Genomic DNA, 17,770 nt, shown 5'->3' with positions numbered 1-17,770 from the left:
TTCTATCCTTTTAATATATTTTTTATATATCCATCAAATTTTTCTATCTCGACCAAAAATGCGTCATGGCCGTAGTTACTATCTATCTCTACGAAATTTGTATTCTCTCCTCGCCCCATCTCACAAAGTGTGTCATAAATCTCTCTCATACAGCATGGCGGAAAGAGTAGATCGCCTTTGAAAGCGATTAGATGCAAGTTTGCTTTTATCGGCGCAAGGGCGTCTTTTAGGTTGTCATAGTGTCTTGTACAGTCAAAGATATTCATCATCTTTACGATATATAGGTAGCTTAGTGGATCAAACCTCTTTGGGAAGTTGTAACCGTTGTACTCCATGTAGCGATCTACCTGAAAACGTCCAGAAAGCTCGTAAAGGCCGTCAGTTTCTACGTAATTTCGTCCAAATTTCTCATCCATGCTATCAGGGCTTAAAAAGCTGATGTGCCCTGCCATCCTGCCGTAAGCCATACCCTTTAGCCCATTTTTTCTTATAAATTCTACGTCGTATTCGCCGTTTTTGAAATTTTCATCGTTTAAAATGGCTTCGATGGCGATTTTGTTAAAAGCTATCGCCCATGGCTTGGTCTGATAGGTACTTGCAAGCATTATGATATCCTGCGCAAATTCTGGAAACTCGATAGCGTAGCAAAGTGCTTGCATACCGCCAAGACTACCGCCGATCACAGCTCTTGCTCTTGTGATACCAAGCTCGTTAAATAGCCTCATCTGCGCCTTTACCACGTCACTTATGGCAAGGACTGGGAAATTTAGCCTATACTCTTTGCCGCTACTTCTATCAACACTTAGCGGCGAGGTCGAGCCAAAGCACGAGCCTAAGATATTTACGCAAATAACGTAAAATTTATCCGTATCGACCGCCTTTTTGCTGCCTATTAGCCCGTCCCACCAGCCAGCTTTCTCATCGCCTGCGTAGGTGCCAGCAGCGTGGTGCGAGCCAGTTAGGGCGTGGCAGATGACAATAACGTTGCTTTTATCGGCATTTAACGTGCCATAAGTCTCATAAATAAGCTTAAAATTTGATAGTATACGGCCACTCTCAAGATAGAGTGGCTCGTTAAATTTAATAGTTCTAGTCTGCAGGTCTAACACTAATTGACTTTGTAGTTTGGTGCCTCGTGAGTGATAACGACATCGTGGACGTGGCTCTCTTTTAGTCCTGCGCTTGTTATCTCGACAAATTCAGCTTTTTCTTGAAGAGTTGGGATATCTTTTGCGCCAACATAGCCCATAGCGCTTCTTAGGCCGCCTATTAGCTGATGTATCACATCTTTTATACTACCAGCAAATGGCACACGGCCCTCGATACCTTCAGGCACAAGCTTGTCTTGAGCGGTGCCCTCTTGGAAGTAGCGGTCTGAGCTGCCCTTTGTCATAGCACCGATCGATCCCATGCCACGGTAAACTTTGTACTGGCGACCTTGAAATGTTATAAGTTCGCCTGGACTCTCTTCGCAACCTGCTAGCAAGCTTCCTGCCATAACGCAAGCAGCACCTGCTGCAAGGGCTTTTGCCACGTCGCCTGAGTATTTTAAACCACCATCTGCGATAACTGGGATGCCATATTTTGCTGCTTCGCTTGCGCAGTCGTCAATCGCAGAAATTTGAGGCACACCAACACCAGCAACGATCCTTGTAGTGCAAATAGATCCAGGTCCGATACCCACTTTTATGCCGTCCGCTCCTGCTTCTGCTAGGTCTTTTACGGCCGCTGGGTTTGCGATATTGCCAGCTACGACGTCAACTTTAAAATTTGCCTTTATCTCTTTTAAAGTGTCGATGATACCCTTTGAGTGGCCGTGAGCTGAGTCGATGACTATTACGTCTATGCCAGCATCAACTAGTGCTTTAGCACGCTCTATCTGACCCACACCAATAGCCGCTGCTACGCGAAGTCTGCCGTAGCTATCTTTGTTTGCGTTTGGATACTCTTTACGTTTTTTTAGATCTTTTATGGTGATAAGCCCGTCAAGTCTGCCGTCTTTATCGACGATAGGCAGTTTTTCTACTCTATTTTGAGAGAAAATTTTCTCCGCATCATCAAGCGTGCAGCCCTTTGGTGCAGTTATAAGCGGTGCTTTTGTCATGCGGTCTTTTACCAAAGTGCTCATATTTGTCTCAAATCTAAGATCGCGGTTTGTTAAAATTCCTATTAATTTGCGGTCCTTATCTATAACTGGAACGCCTGAAATATGAAGATCAGCCATAAGGCTTAGAGCTTCAGCCACGGTCGCTTCTGGATTTATAAAGATAGGATCGATGATGACGCCACTTTCGCTTTTTTTAACGCGTTTGACCTCTTTTGCTTGGCTTTCGATGTCCATATTTTTGTGGATTACGCCGATACCGCCCAGCCTTGCCATCATGATAGCAGTTCTATGCTCAGTCACCGTATCCATCGCAGCAGAGACGATCGGGATATTTAGCGTGACGTTTTTGCTGATCCTGGTTTTGACATCAACTTGCTTTGGCAAAATTTCAGAGTATTGCGGCACAAGAAGCACATCCTCAAATGTTAAAGCTCTCTTTACTATCTTCATATTTTTATCCTTTTATTAAATTTTCTAGGCTCTTAGCACCATTTATCAAGGTCTGTTCGTCCCACGCTTTCGCGATAAGCTGGGCGCTCACGTTTAAATTTTGATCATCTTTGCCAACTGGCACAGAGATAGCTGGTAGGCCTGCTAAATTTACGCTAATCGTGTAGATGTCGCTTAAATAGGCTTGAAGTGGATCACTGTGAGCTCCAAATTTATAAGCTGTGCTTGGAGCAACTGGCATGAAAATGAGATCATTCTCTTCTAAAATTTTCTCGTACTGAGCTTTTATATGCGCTCTTGCTTTTTGCGCTTTGATGTAGTAAGCATCGTAATATCCGCTACTTAATACAAACGTACCAAGCAAAATTCTTCTTTTTACCTCTTCACCAAAGCCTTCAGAGCGTGAGTTTATATATAGCTCTTTTAAATTTCTAGCTTCTGCGCGTCTGCCGTATCTTACGCCATCATAGCGGCTTAAATTTGCGCTTGCTTCTGCGGTTGCTATTATATAGTAGGTTGCGACGTCGTATTTTGAGTCTTCAAAATTTGTGTAAGTTACGCTGTGGCCGTGTGATTTTAGCTTCTCGATCGCTAAATTTAAAGCAGCTTTTGTCTGTTCGCTTGCATTTTCAACATAGTTTTTAATGACGCAAATTTTTAGCTTCTTCTCGCTATCTATCTTGTCGCTAATGCTCGCAAAAGGCACATCTGCGCTCGTGCTATCTTTTGGGTCGTGTCCAGCGATAGCATCATATAAAATGGCTGCGTCTTCTACGTTTTGAGCGATCGGGCCTATCTGATCAAGGCTACTTGAGTATGCGCCAAGGCCGTATCTGCTCACTCTGCCATAAGTTGGCTTAAAACCTACGCATCCACAAAATGCCGCTGGTTGGCGGATCGAGCCACCAGTATCGCTACCAAGTGCAGCTACTGCAAGGCCAGCTGCGACTGCTGCTGCTGAGCCGCCACTACTGCCACCTGGTACGTGAGCGTGATTTAGTGGGTTTAGTGTTTTGCCGTAAAATGAGCTCTCAGTCGTGCTTCCCATCGCAAATTCGTCCATATTTGTGCGGCCAAATGGAGCTAAATTTTTGCCAAGTAGCTTCTCTATAACGGTTGCGTTATAAGGTGCTACGTAGCCTTGTAAAATTTTTGAAGCGCTTGTTACATTCCAGCCTTTTACTTGGATGTTGTCTTTTATAGCGATAGGTACGCCCTCGCCTAGTTTTGCGATCTCTAAATTTGCTAGCTGCTCGACATAAGCGCCAAGCTCTTTTTCTTTTATGATCTTTGCCTCAAGCTCAGCTCGTAAATTTTTTATCTCTTCAGCTGAAAATTTCAAAGCTTCTTTTAAAGTTACCACTATTTTTATCCTTTAAATTTATTAACCAAAAATATGCCAAACAAGCTAACAACGACCACCGCGGCGATCGTTGCGACTATGATAGTTGTGCTTACTGGCTCACTTAGCACTTATGACCTCTTCGCATCTTGGGCAAAGTGCATCTTCTTTGCTAGCGTTAAATTTCCAGCATCTTGGGCATTTGTGAAGGTTGCTTACTATGATCTTAAATTTATCGCCCTCTAACTCAAACTCGGCTAATGGCTCGCTATCATCATAAGCCCTGACCGAGCTTACCATGTAAAGATCGGCCACTTCGCGCTCGTCGTAGCTTGTGATGTTGTGGTTGGTGGTCTCTAGGCTTAGCTCTAGAGTTGATTTTATCTTCTTGTCTTTTTTAAGAACATCCACGATCTCGTTAAATTTCTCCCTGCTGGCAAAAAGCAGCTCATCTTCAAAGCTAAGGTCAAATTTGATTGGCTCATAGACTAGATCAAACGCGTCTTTTGCGTCGCCTTTGATGATCTTTGGAGCGTAGTCCATCACCTCATCGACGGTGTAAGTAAGCGTTGGAGCGATGAGTGGCAAAAGTGCCTTTGTGATGATCGCCATCGCACTTTGAGCTGATCTTCTTCTTGGGGCGTCTTTTGCGTCGCAGTAGAGTCTATCTTTGCAAACGTCAAGATATACGCCGCTAAGATCGGCTGATAGAAAATTTAAAAGGATGTTAAAGCCCTTTGAAAAGTCATAATTTTTAAAGCAAGCGCTCGCCTCGTCAAAGACCTTTTTAGCACGCGCTAATATCCATTTATCAAGGATATTAAACTCTGTATTTAGGCTCTCAAGATCATTTACGTTTGCTAGCAAGAAGCGGATCGTGTTGCGGATTTTGCGGTATTGCTCGCTGATTTGTTTTAATATATCTTCACTTATCTTTAAATCGCTTGAATAATCACTCATGCCAACCCAAAGGCGTAAAATTTCCACGCCGTGAGTCTTAGCCACGTCTTGTGGAGCGATGACGTTGCCCTTGCTCTTGCTCATTTTCTCGCCCTTGGCATCGACAGTAAAGCCGTGAGTTAGGATGCTCTCGTAAGGTGCGTGAGAATTTATAGCTGTGCTTACTAGAAGCGAGCTTTGAAACCAGCCGCGGTGCTGATCTGAGCCCTCTAGATACATGCTTGAAGGGTATTTGCCAGCGTCGTAGTTGTCGCTTTGCAAGACCGCATGCCATGTCGAGCCGCTATCAAACCAAACGTCAAGAATGTCCATCACTTTTTCTAAATTTTCAGCCTTGTATTTTGTGCCCTTTGGTAAAAGCTCATCTATGCTTAGCGCCCACCACGCATCAGCGCCTTTTTCCTTAAAAATACCTGCAATGTGGTCTAAAATTTCACTATCAAATATAACTTCTTTTGTCGCTTTATCTCTGAAAAACGCGATCGGCACACCCCAGTCACGCTGACGAGAGATACACCAGTCTGGGCGATTTTCTATCATTGAGCCTATTCTTTTTATGCCAACACTTGGATAAAATTTAACCTTTTCAAGCTCTTTTAGCGCTGTTTGTCTAAGTGTTTTTCCGCCTAGTTTAGCCTCGTCCATAGCTATAAACCACTGCTTTGTAGCTCTATAAATAACAGGCTTGTGCGTTCTCCAGCAGAATGGATAAGAGTGCCTAAATTTAGAGACGCTAAGCAAGCTTTTGCCAAGTAGCTCTAAAATTTTCTCATTTGCTTTAAAGATGTGCATACCGACAAACTCATCTACCACGTCACTTCTAAATAGTCCGTGATGTTTTATGCTCTCATCGTAGCAGCCACCATCATCAACTGGCATCAAAATTTCGCTAAAGCCATATTTTAAGCAGACGTAGTAGTCGTCCTCGCCGTGTCCTGGAGCTGTATGAACAAGTCCAGTACCACCATCCATCATGACGTGATCGCCTAGTAAAAATCGCGACTTTCTGCCGTTTAGCGGATTTATCGCGTGAGTGTTTTCAAGCAGGCTTGATTTAAACTCTTTTTTGACCTCGCCCTTGCTTAGGCCGCTCTCTACAACACTTTCTAGTAGTGGCTTTGCAAAGATCAAATTTTCAGCTGTTAGCACATAAATTTCATCTGGTTTTAGGCTTATGGCTTGATTTGCTGGGAGTGTCCAAGGCGTGGTCGTCCAGATGACAGCGCTTGCCTCTTTTACGCCAAGCTTTTCTAGCGCGTCGCTGTCAAGCTCAAATGCTACGTAAATAGAGTAGTCCTCTTTTTCCTCGTACTCGACCTCAGCTTCAGCTAGCGCCGATCTAGCTGCCCAGCTCCAATAAACTGGCTTGCTTCTTTCAACCAAAAGCCCCTTTTTAGCGATCTCGCAAAGTGCTTTGTAGATGTCAGCCTCAAACTCAAATTTCATCGTCATGTATGGATTTTCAAAGTCGCCGATGATGCCAAGGCTTTTAAACTCATTTCGCTGAATGTCTATAAATTCTCTCGCGTGCTGTCTGCAAAGCTCCCTGATCTCGACCTTGCTAAGCTCTTTTTTCTTATCACCAAGCTTAACTTCGACTTGTTGCTCGATCGGCAAGCCATGGCAGTCCCAGCCTGGCACGTAGCGGACGTTTTCGCCGTAAAAATAGTGCGTTTTTGTGATGATATCTTTTAAAATTTTATTTAACGCGTGGCCGATGTGAAGGTGGCCGTTCGCATACGGAGGGCCGTCGTGGATGTTGAAGTTTTTAACCGCTTTTTGGCGATTTTTCTTCATTTTTTCATAAACCTTGCGCTCTTCGTACCATGATTTTAGTCTTTGTGGTTCATTTTGTGGGAGATTTCCGCGCATCGGGAAATTTGTCTCTGGGAGTAAAAGTGTCTCTTTGTAGTCCATTTTTTACCTTGATTTTAAAATTTGCTAATTTTACACCTGTGCTGGTTAAATCACACTGAAAAATAGTATAATGGGGCAAAAAAAGGAGCTTAAAAATGAGACAAAGTATCTTGATAATAGGCGAAGATCTTGAGATAAATAGAGAATTTCTAAATTATATTTTTCAAAGTTATGAGGATCATTTTGGCGAGCTTGGAGTGGTCAGTTTTGCTCCAAAAAATAGCAAAGAGCTACCTTTTATAATCGAAAATTTATCAAAAAATTACGATTTTGTAAGCATTTTTGGCTCGGATGAAAATTTTGCCATCGCCGCAAAGATCGTAGCGACGCTAACTGGGGGCTCGCTCGAGCTAAAAGATAGCACGACACTTGCACTTAAAGATAGCTTAGACTACTCAAAAAATAGCTTTTTAGCTAGCCTAAATAACGCCCAGATAAATCTCATAAAAGCTAATCCAAATGAAGAGCTGGGCGAGTTTTTAGTCGAGTACGAGCCTGATTTTAGTTACTTTCATCTAATAGACATCGACGCTGATAGCGCGAGGATCCTTATGCTGCCGCTTGCTAAAACTTACGAGGTCGATATAACCCTTGCGCAGATCCTACCAAATTTAATACTAGTAAGAGCAAAAAGTAATAAATTTGGTCAGATCGAGAGCTTTTTGCAAGGGGTAAAAACGCTATTTTCGCAAAAATTTATCCCACAAAAAGATGTGATCAAATTTGTAGCAAAAAGGCTCATGCAAAATGGGCTTAAAATTTCATTTGCTGAGTCTTGCACGGCTGGGCTTGCCGCGGCTAAATTTGCAAGATATGGCGGCGTCTCAGCCAGCTTTGATGGCTCACTAGTAACCTACGCAAACCACATAAAGCACGAGTGGTTGGGCGTTGAGGATGAAATTTTAGAGACTTACGGAGCTGTGAGTGAGCCTTGCGTAAAAGCAATGGTAAAAGGTACGCTAAGTACGACAAATGCGGACTTTGCACTTGCCATTAGCGGCATCGCTGGACCAGGTGGTGGCACAGCTAGCAAGCCGGTTGGCACGGTCTACGTCGCAGCTGGTGACAGAAACGGCAACATCGAGGTTGAGAGGCTTCTTTTAAAAGGAGATCGCAACTACATAAGAGAGCAAAGCGTGCTAAGCGCCTATCTATGCCTACTTCGCCTAAAAAGCGAGATATTTTTCGCGTAAATTTTGCCTTTTTAAAAATTGCACTAAATTTAACGGCGATATTCGCAACAAAATATCAAGAATAAAAAGCCAAATTTAGGAGGCTAAAGATGTTTAAAAAGATATTGTTTCTAGCCGTTTCTTCGTTATTTGCATTTGGTGCTCTAGCTCAAGCAGGCGAGATAAAAGCAAGCGACTCGCCCTTTGGTTACGCTAGCATTGGTGCAGAGCAAAATTTTGGCGGATATGCCGGCAAAGAGAGTAAAGAAGTCGTTGTAAAAGATAGACAAGAGCTCGTAAAAACGCTCAAATGGGTGGTTACGTCATCTATGTGGATGGGCTCATAGACCTTAGCGAAGGCAAGATCCCACAAAATGGCAATAGCGATGGGCTGGATAAATTTATAAGTGAGATTAGCGGTGGCGAGTTTAGCTCTTATGCCAAATTTATGCAGGCTTACGGCGCTTCATGCCGTGCAAATTTAGATGGTTCGCAAGATCCAAAGTTAGCAGCACTTCGCAAAAATTTAGCCAACGAGTACAAAAAGCTCATCATAGTGCCGGTAGCTAGCAACACCACGATAATTGGCTTAGGCAAAAACTCAGGCATAAAAGGTGGCTCGCTTTTGTTAAAAAATGTCCAAAATATCGCAATCCGCAATATGAAGATCGAAGATGCTTTTAATCCATTTCCAGATATACAAAAAAATGACGGCTTTAATGCGCAATATGATGGCGTCAGCATAGAGTCAAGCAAAAACATCTGGGTAGATCACTGCCATTTTAAGGACACGGCCGAGCTTAGTCATGTGCATTTAGCAGGCGGAGAGCTTACCAAATGGCAGACTTACGACGGACTATGCGACATCAAGGGAGATAGTGCAGCTATCACGATCTCGCACAACATCTTTGAAAACCATGATAAAACGATGTTAATTGGCTCAAGAGACTCTGACGGCAGCAGCGAAACAAGGACTATAACGGTCGCTCATAACGTTTTTGACAGCTGCGCGCAACGCCTACCTATGGCACGCAATGCAAAGGTGCACGTCTATAACAACTTTTATGACTCAAAAGATGACTTCTATGACCAAAAATACGCCATTGGCGTGCGCTTTGACTCGCTAGTATACGCTCAAAACAACTACTTTACAAATGGCGTCAAAATAAGCTACAAGTGTAACAAAGGCACCATTTTTGAAAGCGGCAACATAGACCTTTCAAAAAAAGGCAGCGTTTGCGAAAAGCTAACCAAGCCGCCATTTGAGCCCCCATATAAATTTGAGCTCCTCAAAGCCTCAGACGTCCAAAACGAGGTAAATAAAAACGCCGGCACAGGCAAACTAGCCGTTATAATGTAAAAACCAAAGCCCCGAGCTAGACAAGCCACTTGGAGCCTGAAAATCAAACTAAATTTTTATATTTTTACAAGATAAAACGCTAGCACATAGCCCGTATATCAGCACGCAAAGGCTAACGCTTAATCCAAATACGCTAAGAGCCGCGGTCTGGCTAAAAGAAAGAGTAAAAAACGAGATAAAACTCGTGATAAATGCGCAAAATATCCCATAAATTCGCTCTTTTTCACTAAGGCTCTCATTTAGCGCAAATATTATGTAATCAATCCCAACAGCACTTGCAAGCATGAGTCCAAAGACACCAAAAATGCTTAAATTTACGCCAAAAATGGCAAAGATAAAGAGCGTAAGAAGCACCCTAAAGATGATGATGCCCATCACAAGTGCCGAGATAAGCGCACTAAAATAAACCCATAGCAGTAAAAAGGCGATCACAAGCGCTGCTATTTTTAGCTTTAGAGCAAGCTCTTTTGCCTGAGTTAGACTCTCATTTAGCGAATCAGCAAAATTTAGACTAAAAGCGTTGTGGCGCTTCAGCACCTCATCACTTTGCGCCCCTTTTACAAAGCCGCTCGCGTAAGCCACACTTGCATTTTCATCAAGCATAAATTTCTTAAAATCCTTCATTGATTTTAGAGCTAAAATTTCTTTTTTAAATTTTCGACTCCGATCTTTTCTTTTGAAATGGCTAAAACTGCGATATTTTCTTTATGAGAAAGACAGATTTTGCCTCGCATCTTTGCTTTAAATTTTAAGTAGCGAGATATTTTAAATGAGTTTTGTTTTATTAAATTTGGGTATTTTTTTACTCTTCTGCGATCTTTTTTATCTAGCATTTTTGGGCTAAATTTCTCACCACAAAAGCTGATAAAAAGATAAATTTCACCCCTTTTTATAGGCATTTAATCTCTTTTTATAATTTTCATCAAACTCTAAGGCTTTTTCAAACTCAGCAGTAAATGCTCTAAGGCAATCATTTTTTTGCTGATTTTCATCGCTAAATGATCTAATACGTGGCGTAAAAGTAATCTCATCTTTTCTAAAATCAACCTCTTTTAGATCAAAATTTAAATTACTAATTTTGCTATTTAAGATATGTAAGGCACATTTTCTTGGTCCAAAGATAAAATTTTGCCCGTTTAAAGGCTTTAGGCTTCTTACTAAAACGCCACCATAAAGCGATGGCTCGCTTTTAAAAGATATGTCAAAGCCAAAATTATGAAAGTAAATCTCTCCTGCCTCACACTGCCTTTTGTAGGTATTTGCGTCAAAACAAGTATAAATTTCAAGCTCGCTAAATTTATACTCTTTGCCAGAAACAATCAAAACTTTACTTTGCATAAGCTCGCATAAAAAACTCTGAAATTTATCGTCAAAAAACTCTTTAAAACCAGTAGTACCAACTATCTCTTGCTTTATATTTTTATCTAAAATTTTAAAGTTATTTTGTTTGAGCAGATCAAATTTTTCTTTATCAAAATGACTTTGCTCTAAAAATTTACTAAGCACTGCCACCAGATCAAATTTAGAAAAATGGCTTTTAAGCAACTCACCAGCTAGCATCTTTGCTCCTAAGTTTTTATATATTTTAAAGGGTTTGAGTTTTACAAACTAATCTTTGATGAAATTTTACCAACTGCCACTTGCTCCACCTCCGCCAAAACCGCCTCCGCCGCCACTAAAGCCACCACCTCTTGAACTGCTTGAATGGCCGTTGCCACTGCTATTTGAGTCTGATCTATCACGCCCGAAATCACTGTGTGTATTTTTGCTTTGAGTATTTTTTTTAAAGGCATTTTTTAAAATAATAAAAAATATTACAAACACAATGGCAAAGACAATGAAGTAATTTTGCACGCTAGAAAATTGCTCAAATACCGTAGATATCAGCCCTGCAAAACACGCGCTAAAGCCAACTCGCATAAAAAATTTACCTAAAAAGCCAGAGATAAAACACGAGATCATGCCAGCAAAAAAGGCAACTATTCCAAACGGTATCTCTTCTTCATCACTCTCGCTTTCAAATTCTTCGCCACTAGCTACCTTTATGATGGCTCTTATGCCCTCTATCACGCCACCGCCCATATCGCCTTGCTTAAATTTAGGCACTATCACATCATTTATGATCTGGCTTGATATAGCGTCAGTTAGCACACCTTCGAGTCCATAACCAACTTCTATACGTACTTTTCTATCGTTTGGAGCGATTATTAAAAGCACTCCGTTGTTGCTTTGTTTTTGTCCCAGCTTGTAGCCTCTAGCTACCTCAAGGGAGATCTCTTCTATGCTTTTATTTTCTAGTGATTTAAGCGTCACGATAGCAATTTGCGTCGTACTATTTTGCTCATAATTTTGCACCAAGCTTAAAAGCTCAGCTTTCTCATTTTTAGAGAAAATTTGAGCCTCATCATTTATCTGCTCGTTAAAATTTATGGCAAAACAAAAGCAAAATGTAAAAAATAAAAGAGCAAAAATTTTCTTCATCATTTCTCAAATGAAACTTTTGGATTTATCTTCTCTTCGTTACTTATTTCAAGATTTTGTTTTGGCTTTAGCTCGGGATAAAAAGTATTTGCTATAAATTTATTTGGAAAGCTTCTAAGGGCTACGTTATACTCTTTTACAGCTTCGATATAATCATGCATTGCTACGCTTATACGGTTTTGCGTACCTTCAAGCTGACTCTGAAGAGATAAGAAATTTTGATTTGCTTTTAGTTCTGGATAGTTCTCGCTAACTGCCATAAGCCTACCAAGCGCCAAGCCAAATGAGCTTTGTGCTGTCATAAATTCTTTCATCTTAGCTTCATCGCTAAGACCACTTGCATCAACGCTTACTTGCATGCTCTTGCTTCTAGCATTTGCCACATCTTCAAAAATTTTTTGCTCATGAGCTGCGTAGCCTTTTACAGTTTCAACTAAATTTGGCACAAGCTCAGCCCTTCTTTTATATTGATTTAACACCTGCGACCACTTTGCATTTACATTTTCATCAAGTGCAACAAATGAATTTATATACTTAAAAGCACCAAAAGCAAGTGCAGCGATAACTATAATAACGACTATTAAATTTTTCATATTTTCTCCTTTAAGGAGCAAATATTAGTAAAACAAGACTTAAAAAATAATGTGAGTTTGAGTTTGAAATGAGTGCGAATTTACGCACTCATTTTGGGGATTAAAGATCGGTTTGGATTTTGTCGTCTATTTGGATATGGATAGTTTTTCCATTTATTTGATCTATGCTTGAGTAGCCTTTAAATCCAGCAGTATCATATGAATGATCTTCAGTCCATTTATGAACTAGATCAACTTTTGTGATTTTATTGCCATTAGCATCAACATCACCACCTTTTATCTTGAGCACAGTGTCAGGATTATCAGTGATATCAAGGATGTTTTGTGCATTAAATTTGATCTTTGTTTCTCCTTTAAGCTCAAGGTTTTCAAAGCTTTCCACTTTTGAATCAAGATTAGCAATGCCTCTAAGATCAACTATTTGCTTATCAAACACCAAAGTATCATGACCTTCGCCACCTTTCATATCTTTACTTGCGTCAAATTTAACCGTATAGTTTTCAACGCCTATATGAAGTGGTTTATAAGGCTCGTAAGACTTAGACACTAAACCGTCCGAATCCGAGGTCTTAAGAGTAGCTTTGACTTCCAAATCATAAGCTGATCTAGCATTAATATCTAATGATTGCTCGAATACACCTTTTGTTATATCTTCAGCCGATAAAGTATGTGTTGCAGTCTTGGTTAATGCATGGGTGTCTGGATCAGTGTATTTAAACTCTACCGTATCTCCATTTCTGGCATCTTCATTAAGATAAACTTTAACCGTAGTAGATCTCTCACCACTTTCTGAGGTTTTTATATCTTTATTAAACATGATACCTCTTATAGCATCGATCTCAGCATGTGCCGTATCGCTTACTGTTTTGCTCTCACCAAATGTGTCAGTTAGAGTAACTTCAGCTTTTGTTTCTTTATCAACTGCGATAGTAGCATTGAGATCAAGTGGATTATCTCTATCAAGCGTTTGTTGAGAATTATCATCTAAATTTTTAAGTGTAATTTTTCCATTTACATCTTTTCCCATAACTTTATAATGTTTAGTTAAGATAGATCCGTTAGGATTTGTTATCTTGACATCTATCTTATCACCAGCTACAACACTTCCTGGGATAGAAACATGAACCTTTGAAATTTTACTACCTGACTCATCTCTTGAGATAATGCCATTATCATTTTTATCAGCAACTATGCTTACACTTAATCCCGCTTCACTTAAAGGTGCAAGTTTAGCTTTTGCTTCGCTGCTAGTTGTAGTCTCAGCACCATTTGTTATAGTAGCTACTGCACTAGTTTCACGACCTGGAAGCATAGCAACGCCAGGAATTTTTATAGTGTTATTTTCTAGTTCATGTGGAGTATGAGTAGTATCACTATCATCTGTTAATGAAATTTTACCATTAGCAGTTTTTGAAACTGTATAAGTTATGGTTCTAGACCCTGTTGTGCCATTAGCTTGAGGCTCTTTTATAGTTACTGCTATCTTATCACCATTTGTGACATTATGCGGCACCTGAACGCTTATAATTGTCTTTTTTATATCATTGTCCAAAATAGCTTCATCTCTGTCTATTACATTGTCTCTACTTGCATTATCTTCAACAAATTCAATCTTTAAATTTTTAGTATCTACTGACTCCAATGTAGCTTTAGCTGTCTTTGTTACTCCATTTATAGTAGCTTCAACCACTGCTGGATGATCTTTATCTATATGAACATTAGAAATTTTTAGTTTATTTCCTGGCTCAAGTGCAACAATGCTGCCACCCGCATCTTTTATAGTAACGTTTGTACCATCATTTGAAGCAACGGTATAAGTTTTCTCTGCCCCACCATTTACCTTAACTTTTATAGTATCGCCACTATTTACAGTGGTTGGGATTTGAAGTATTGCCGAAGTGGTATTTAAATTTCCATCCTTCATGGCTTCATCTCTACTTAGAACTCCGTTTCTATCTTTATCCTCATCAATAAATAGCCTAAAGCCTGTTCCAGAACCGCTACCTTGAGCATCAAGCGTAATATCGCTATTTGTCTCAACCTTATCAGCACCAGTATTATCAGTAACCTTGGCATTAATGATAGTCTTATGATCTTCTGTTAAGCCAAGTGTATATTTGACCACCTTATTGCCATCAGTATCATCGGTAATATCAAGCTCTTCACTACCATTTTTGGCTATTAATTTGCCGTTATTGTCTTTTACTATCTCATATGTCTTGGTCGTTTTATTATTTGGTGTGTCTTCGTTGTGTGACTCTACTATTAATTTATCACCTAAAACAAAATTTGAAGGAAGCTTGATAGTTGCTATAGTAGTCGCTCCAGTTGCCTCTGTGCTGCCCAAAATACCATCATTATTGGTATCTTTTTCAAAAGTTATCTCCATGTCTTCATGAAGCTTTTCAAGAGTATTATGATTTTGAGCTTCGGCCTTCTTGCCGCCACTTGCATCGGTGGTCTCAGTAGTTACATTGATGGTCTTGCCAGCAATGATCTCTACGCCAGGAATTTCTATCTCATTTTTATCACTTGCAGTTATAGAAGCATGAGTAGAAGTATCTTCTAGCATGATTTTACCGCTTGGGTCTCTACCTGTAACCTTATAAGTTTTAGGTGAAGTGCCATTATCTATTTTTACAGTTACCACATCGCCAGCTATAACGTTATTTGGCACTTTTACTACTACTGTCGTTTTATGTAGGTCGCCATCCGCGTCCTTGCTCTCTGCTCTCGTTAAAGATACGTTACGGTCAGCATCCTCTTTGAAATATACTGCCATATCGTTTATATTTGAGATAGTAACCGTGCTTGTATCTTCTGCATGCTGAATACCATCTTTATCTTTTATCTCGGCTGTTACTTTAGTTTCTAGACCAGTTGCTGTTTTAATGCCAGAAATTTTAAAGCTTCTACCATCTGTTTCTGTATCTATTTTATTGCCATCGCTATCTTTTACAAAGAACTTACCATTATTATCTTTTCCAATAGTGTATTTTATTTCTCTAGCAGTAGCTTCATTTGGCTCTTTTATAGTTACAGTTAGTTTATCTCCACTTACTGCATTTTTAGGAAGCTTTATAGTGACTGTTGTGCTATTAAGATCATGATCACTCATAGCTTGCTCTCTACTCATACTCCTAGTGCCATTAGCCTCTCCAAAGATAACTTCAGGTTTTTTTACATATTCTAAACTGGCCGATACTTCTGGCTCATTTATAGATGTATGTCTATTTGGATTTAAATTTGTAACTTTGGCCTTAATAGTCGTATCTTCTCCATGCTTTAGTTGGATACCAGAAACATTGATGATATATTGATTATCACTTGCTTTTATAGGCGTTAAAACATTAGAAGTTCCATTTTCTGTTACACTAGTCACAGCACCTTTACTATCCATATGTATAGTAAATTCTCTTGTATAAGTTTTAGATGGATTATTTACAGGATCATCAGGATCAGGTCCAGTAATAGTTAGCGTAAGCTTATCGCCATTATCAATTTTATTTGGCAGAGTAATCCTTGCTGTGGTTTTATTTACTTCATTGTCATCAGTACTTTCTTGTCTTGAAATTTCATGAAGAGTCTTTTCCTCTGGTAATGTCATTTCTAAATTTCTACCAATAGGCATTACACTATCTTGATCTGACTCTTCACTTTTTCGAACATTGTTTTTATCTACCACATGAACACTAGCTGATGTTCTTACATCTGGAAATATCGGAAGAGATGTATTTACCTTTTGATTATCAATCATCTCTTGTGTAAGAGAAATTTCTTTTGTTGTATCTTGCCTAGTTAATGGATCGGTATAAGTTATAACGATTTTATCGCCAATAACTACATCTTTTGGTAGAGTTATTTCTACTGTCGTACTTCTAAAGTCGTTATCTTGCTTATTTTCATTATCATATAGATAGATATTATCGTCTGTATCTTCAGTAAATTTCAAAGTCGGTTTTACATCAAGAGTAGTAGAGTCACTTGCAACTGCACTTCTCATCGTGTTTGTACTATCTGCTACGTAAGCTTCTACTTTTGAAGGCTTACCGTGCTCAACTGGCATATTACTTATCTTATATCCATTATCTATTATGTTTTGATCAATAGATACATTTTTAACCTCAGTTGTGCCATCAGGCTTTGTTAAAGTCACGTGAAGCACATCTCCGACAATCACATCTTTTACAGTTATAAGTACTGGAGTTTCATTTAATTTACCATCTTTAGCATTTTCAGTATATGTTAATAGATTATTATCAGGACTGTTATCTTCTGTAAATTTAACCTCTGGAGCACTAAAGCCACTTGAAGTTACGCTATCTTCACTTCTACCACTAATATTTCCTTGAAAATTTATAATAGTTGCATCAACTTTTGAAATTTTACCAGTCTGTATTGGTGCATCAAACTGATAACCATTGCTTATGATAGTTGGAGTGATAGGAATTGTTTTATTTTCAGTATTACCATCTGGCTTAGTTATAGTGATATTTAGTATATCTCCGGCCCTTACTGTGCCATCATTTGGAATTGTAATAAGAACTTTTGATGTATTTAAATTTGTATCGCGTGCATGCTCAACCCTACTTAAAGTACCATCGTTATTAAGATCGCTTATAAAAGTTACAAGAGGATTGCTTGGGATTATAGTATCATCTCCACCATTGTAACCGCTTATTGGGCTATCATATGATGCAAAAGCTCTGTTTGTATCACTTAAATTTCTATATGTTGCATTAATGTTTGAATAGTGTCCACCCTCAGCAAATTTAGCATCACTTAGGCTAACGCCATCTCCACCACCAGCAGCAGTGTTTCCACCAGCAGCAGTCTCTTCAAGTTTTGTTAAATCTCCACCATTTAAAATAGCATTTTGCAAATCACTAACATCTGCCAAGCCTTCCGCACCTATAGTACTTTGATTTAAAGCAAGTGTATCATTTCCTACGATCGTAATCTCTTTTCCATTATTTGAAACAATTGTTATTTTATCAGCGGCATCACTTGTCTTGATGCTCTCTCCCATATAAAGGATGTCACCTACTTTTAGCTCTCTCTCGTTTCCGTTTTGATCGATAGCGACCGCCTTGCCACTAATAAATTTTACTACTCCAGCTTCTTTAGCCAAGATTACTCCTTATTATTATTTTTTGTATTATTTAAATTTTTGCGTGATTATATACTATCTTTATAGGATATAACTTTATGTGAGAAATTTTATCTTTTAAGAAAAAAATATATTAATTAAATATATAAATTCCAAATGTCAATAGTTTGTAAAAAGCGAATTATAAGCTTTTATCAAAAAATAGCTTTTTGATTATCAATATAATTAATTAAGCAAAATATAATATTTTTTATAATAAAAACTTAATTTAAGATATT

At 39.2% G+C, this 17,770-nt stretch carries 13 protein-coding genes; 3 read left to right on the top strand and 10 right to left on the bottom strand.

Annotated elements, in window-relative coordinates; genetic code table 11:
• Nucleotides 1–2 precede the first annotated feature (2 nt).
• The 4 genes from metX to ileS form a co-directional block, all read right to left on the bottom strand.
• Nucleotides 3–1,109: a homoserine O-acetyltransferase MetX gene (gene metX, locus CVT18_RS04730; protein ID WP_103629167.1), complete on the bottom strand. Its 1,107-nt coding sequence runs from the start codon at nucleotides 1,107–1,109 to the stop codon at nucleotides 3–5.
• Nucleotides 1,109–2,557 carry an IMP dehydrogenase gene (gene guaB, locus CVT18_RS04725; protein ID WP_103629168.1) on the bottom strand — a complete coding sequence of 483 codons (1,449 nt, stop codon included), beginning with the start codon at nucleotides 2,555–2,557 and terminating at the stop codon, nucleotides 1,109–1,111. The genes metX and guaB overlap by 1 nt, the downstream gene beginning before the upstream one ends.
• 4 nt (nucleotides 2,558–2,561) lie before the next feature.
• Complete coding sequence (gene gatA, locus CVT18_RS04720) at nucleotides 2,562–3,920, bottom strand: Asp-tRNA(Asn)/Glu-tRNA(Gln) amidotransferase subunit GatA (RefSeq protein WP_107824288.1); 1,359 nt, start codon at nucleotides 3,918–3,920, stop codon at nucleotides 2,562–2,564.
• Between the two features lie 99 nt (nucleotides 3,921–4,019).
• Nucleotides 4,020–6,776: an isoleucine--tRNA ligase gene (gene ileS, locus CVT18_RS04715; RefSeq protein ID WP_107824287.1), complete on the bottom strand. Its 2,757-nt coding sequence runs from the start codon at nucleotides 6,774–6,776 to the stop codon at nucleotides 4,020–4,022.
• 95 nt (nucleotides 6,777–6,871) lie between these two features.
• On the opposite strand from ileS, the gene CVT18_RS04710 reads away from it, so the two are divergent.
• From CVT18_RS04710 to CVT18_RS04705, 3 genes are all read left to right on the top strand, one after another.
• Nucleotides 6,872–7,969 carry a CinA family protein gene (locus tag CVT18_RS04710; RefSeq protein ID WP_103629171.1) on the top strand — a complete coding sequence of 366 codons (1,098 nt, stop codon included), beginning with the start codon at nucleotides 6,872–6,874 and terminating at the stop codon, nucleotides 7,967–7,969.
• An 89-nt stretch (nucleotides 7,970–8,058) separates the two neighbouring features.
• Nucleotides 8,059–8,295: a hypothetical protein gene (locus tag CVT18_RS10485; RefSeq protein WP_234410277.1), complete on the top strand. Its 237-nt coding sequence runs from the start codon at nucleotides 8,059–8,061 to the stop codon at nucleotides 8,293–8,295.
• A complete protein-coding gene (locus CVT18_RS04705; RefSeq protein WP_234410276.1) occupies nucleotides 8,259–9,308 on the top strand; it encodes a polysaccharide lyase family 1 protein in 1,050 nt (349 codons plus the stop codon). Before CVT18_RS10485 ends, CVT18_RS04705 begins: the two co-directional genes overlap by 37 nt.
• Before the next feature lie 48 nt (nucleotides 9,309–9,356).
• Here the strand turns inward: CVT18_RS04705 and CVT18_RS04700 are convergent, their stop codons facing one another.
• From CVT18_RS04700 to CVT18_RS04675, 6 genes are all read right to left on the bottom strand, one after another.
• The gene (locus tag CVT18_RS04700; protein WP_199907359.1) at nucleotides 9,357–9,911 is read right to left on the bottom strand and encodes a hypothetical protein; all 555 of its coding nucleotides are present in this window, start codon (nucleotides 9,909–9,911) and stop codon (nucleotides 9,357–9,359) included.
• 32 nt (nucleotides 9,912–9,943) lie between these two features.
• Complete coding sequence (locus tag CVT18_RS04695) at nucleotides 9,944–10,207, bottom strand: hypothetical protein (protein ID WP_103629172.1); 264 nt, start codon at nucleotides 10,205–10,207, stop codon at nucleotides 9,944–9,946.
• Nucleotides 10,188–10,868: an ABC transporter substrate-binding protein gene (locus tag CVT18_RS04690; protein WP_103629173.1), complete on the bottom strand. Its 681-nt coding sequence runs from the start codon at nucleotides 10,866–10,868 to the stop codon at nucleotides 10,188–10,190. Before CVT18_RS04690 ends, CVT18_RS04695 begins: the two co-directional genes overlap by 20 nt.
• A gap of 66 nt (nucleotides 10,869–10,934) precedes the next feature.
• Nucleotides 10,935–11,789: a TPM domain-containing protein gene (locus tag CVT18_RS04685; RefSeq protein WP_159071489.1), complete on the bottom strand. Its 855-nt coding sequence runs from the start codon at nucleotides 11,787–11,789 to the stop codon at nucleotides 10,935–10,937.
• On the bottom strand, nucleotides 11,789–12,382 hold the full coding sequence (locus tag CVT18_RS04680; protein ID WP_103629175.1) for a LemA family protein: 594 nt from the start codon (nucleotides 12,380–12,382) through the stop codon (nucleotides 11,789–11,791). Before CVT18_RS04680 ends, CVT18_RS04685 begins: the two co-directional genes overlap by 1 nt.
• Before the next feature lie 100 nt (nucleotides 12,383–12,482).
• Nucleotides 12,483–17,513, bottom strand: coding sequence for a retention module-containing protein (locus tag CVT18_RS04675; protein WP_107824285.1), 5,031 nt, complete (start codon nucleotides 17,511–17,513; stop codon nucleotides 12,483–12,485).
• Between the last annotated feature and the right edge of the window lie 257 nt (nucleotides 17,514–17,770).

Origin of the sequence: Campylobacter concisus (assembly GCF_003048405.1) — a bacterium.
GTDB lineage: Bacteria > Campylobacterota > Campylobacteria > Campylobacterales > Campylobacteraceae > Campylobacter_A > Campylobacter_A concisus_Q.
Note: the sequence above shows the minus strand (reverse complement) of the source record. Positions and strands in the feature narration are given on the sequence as shown.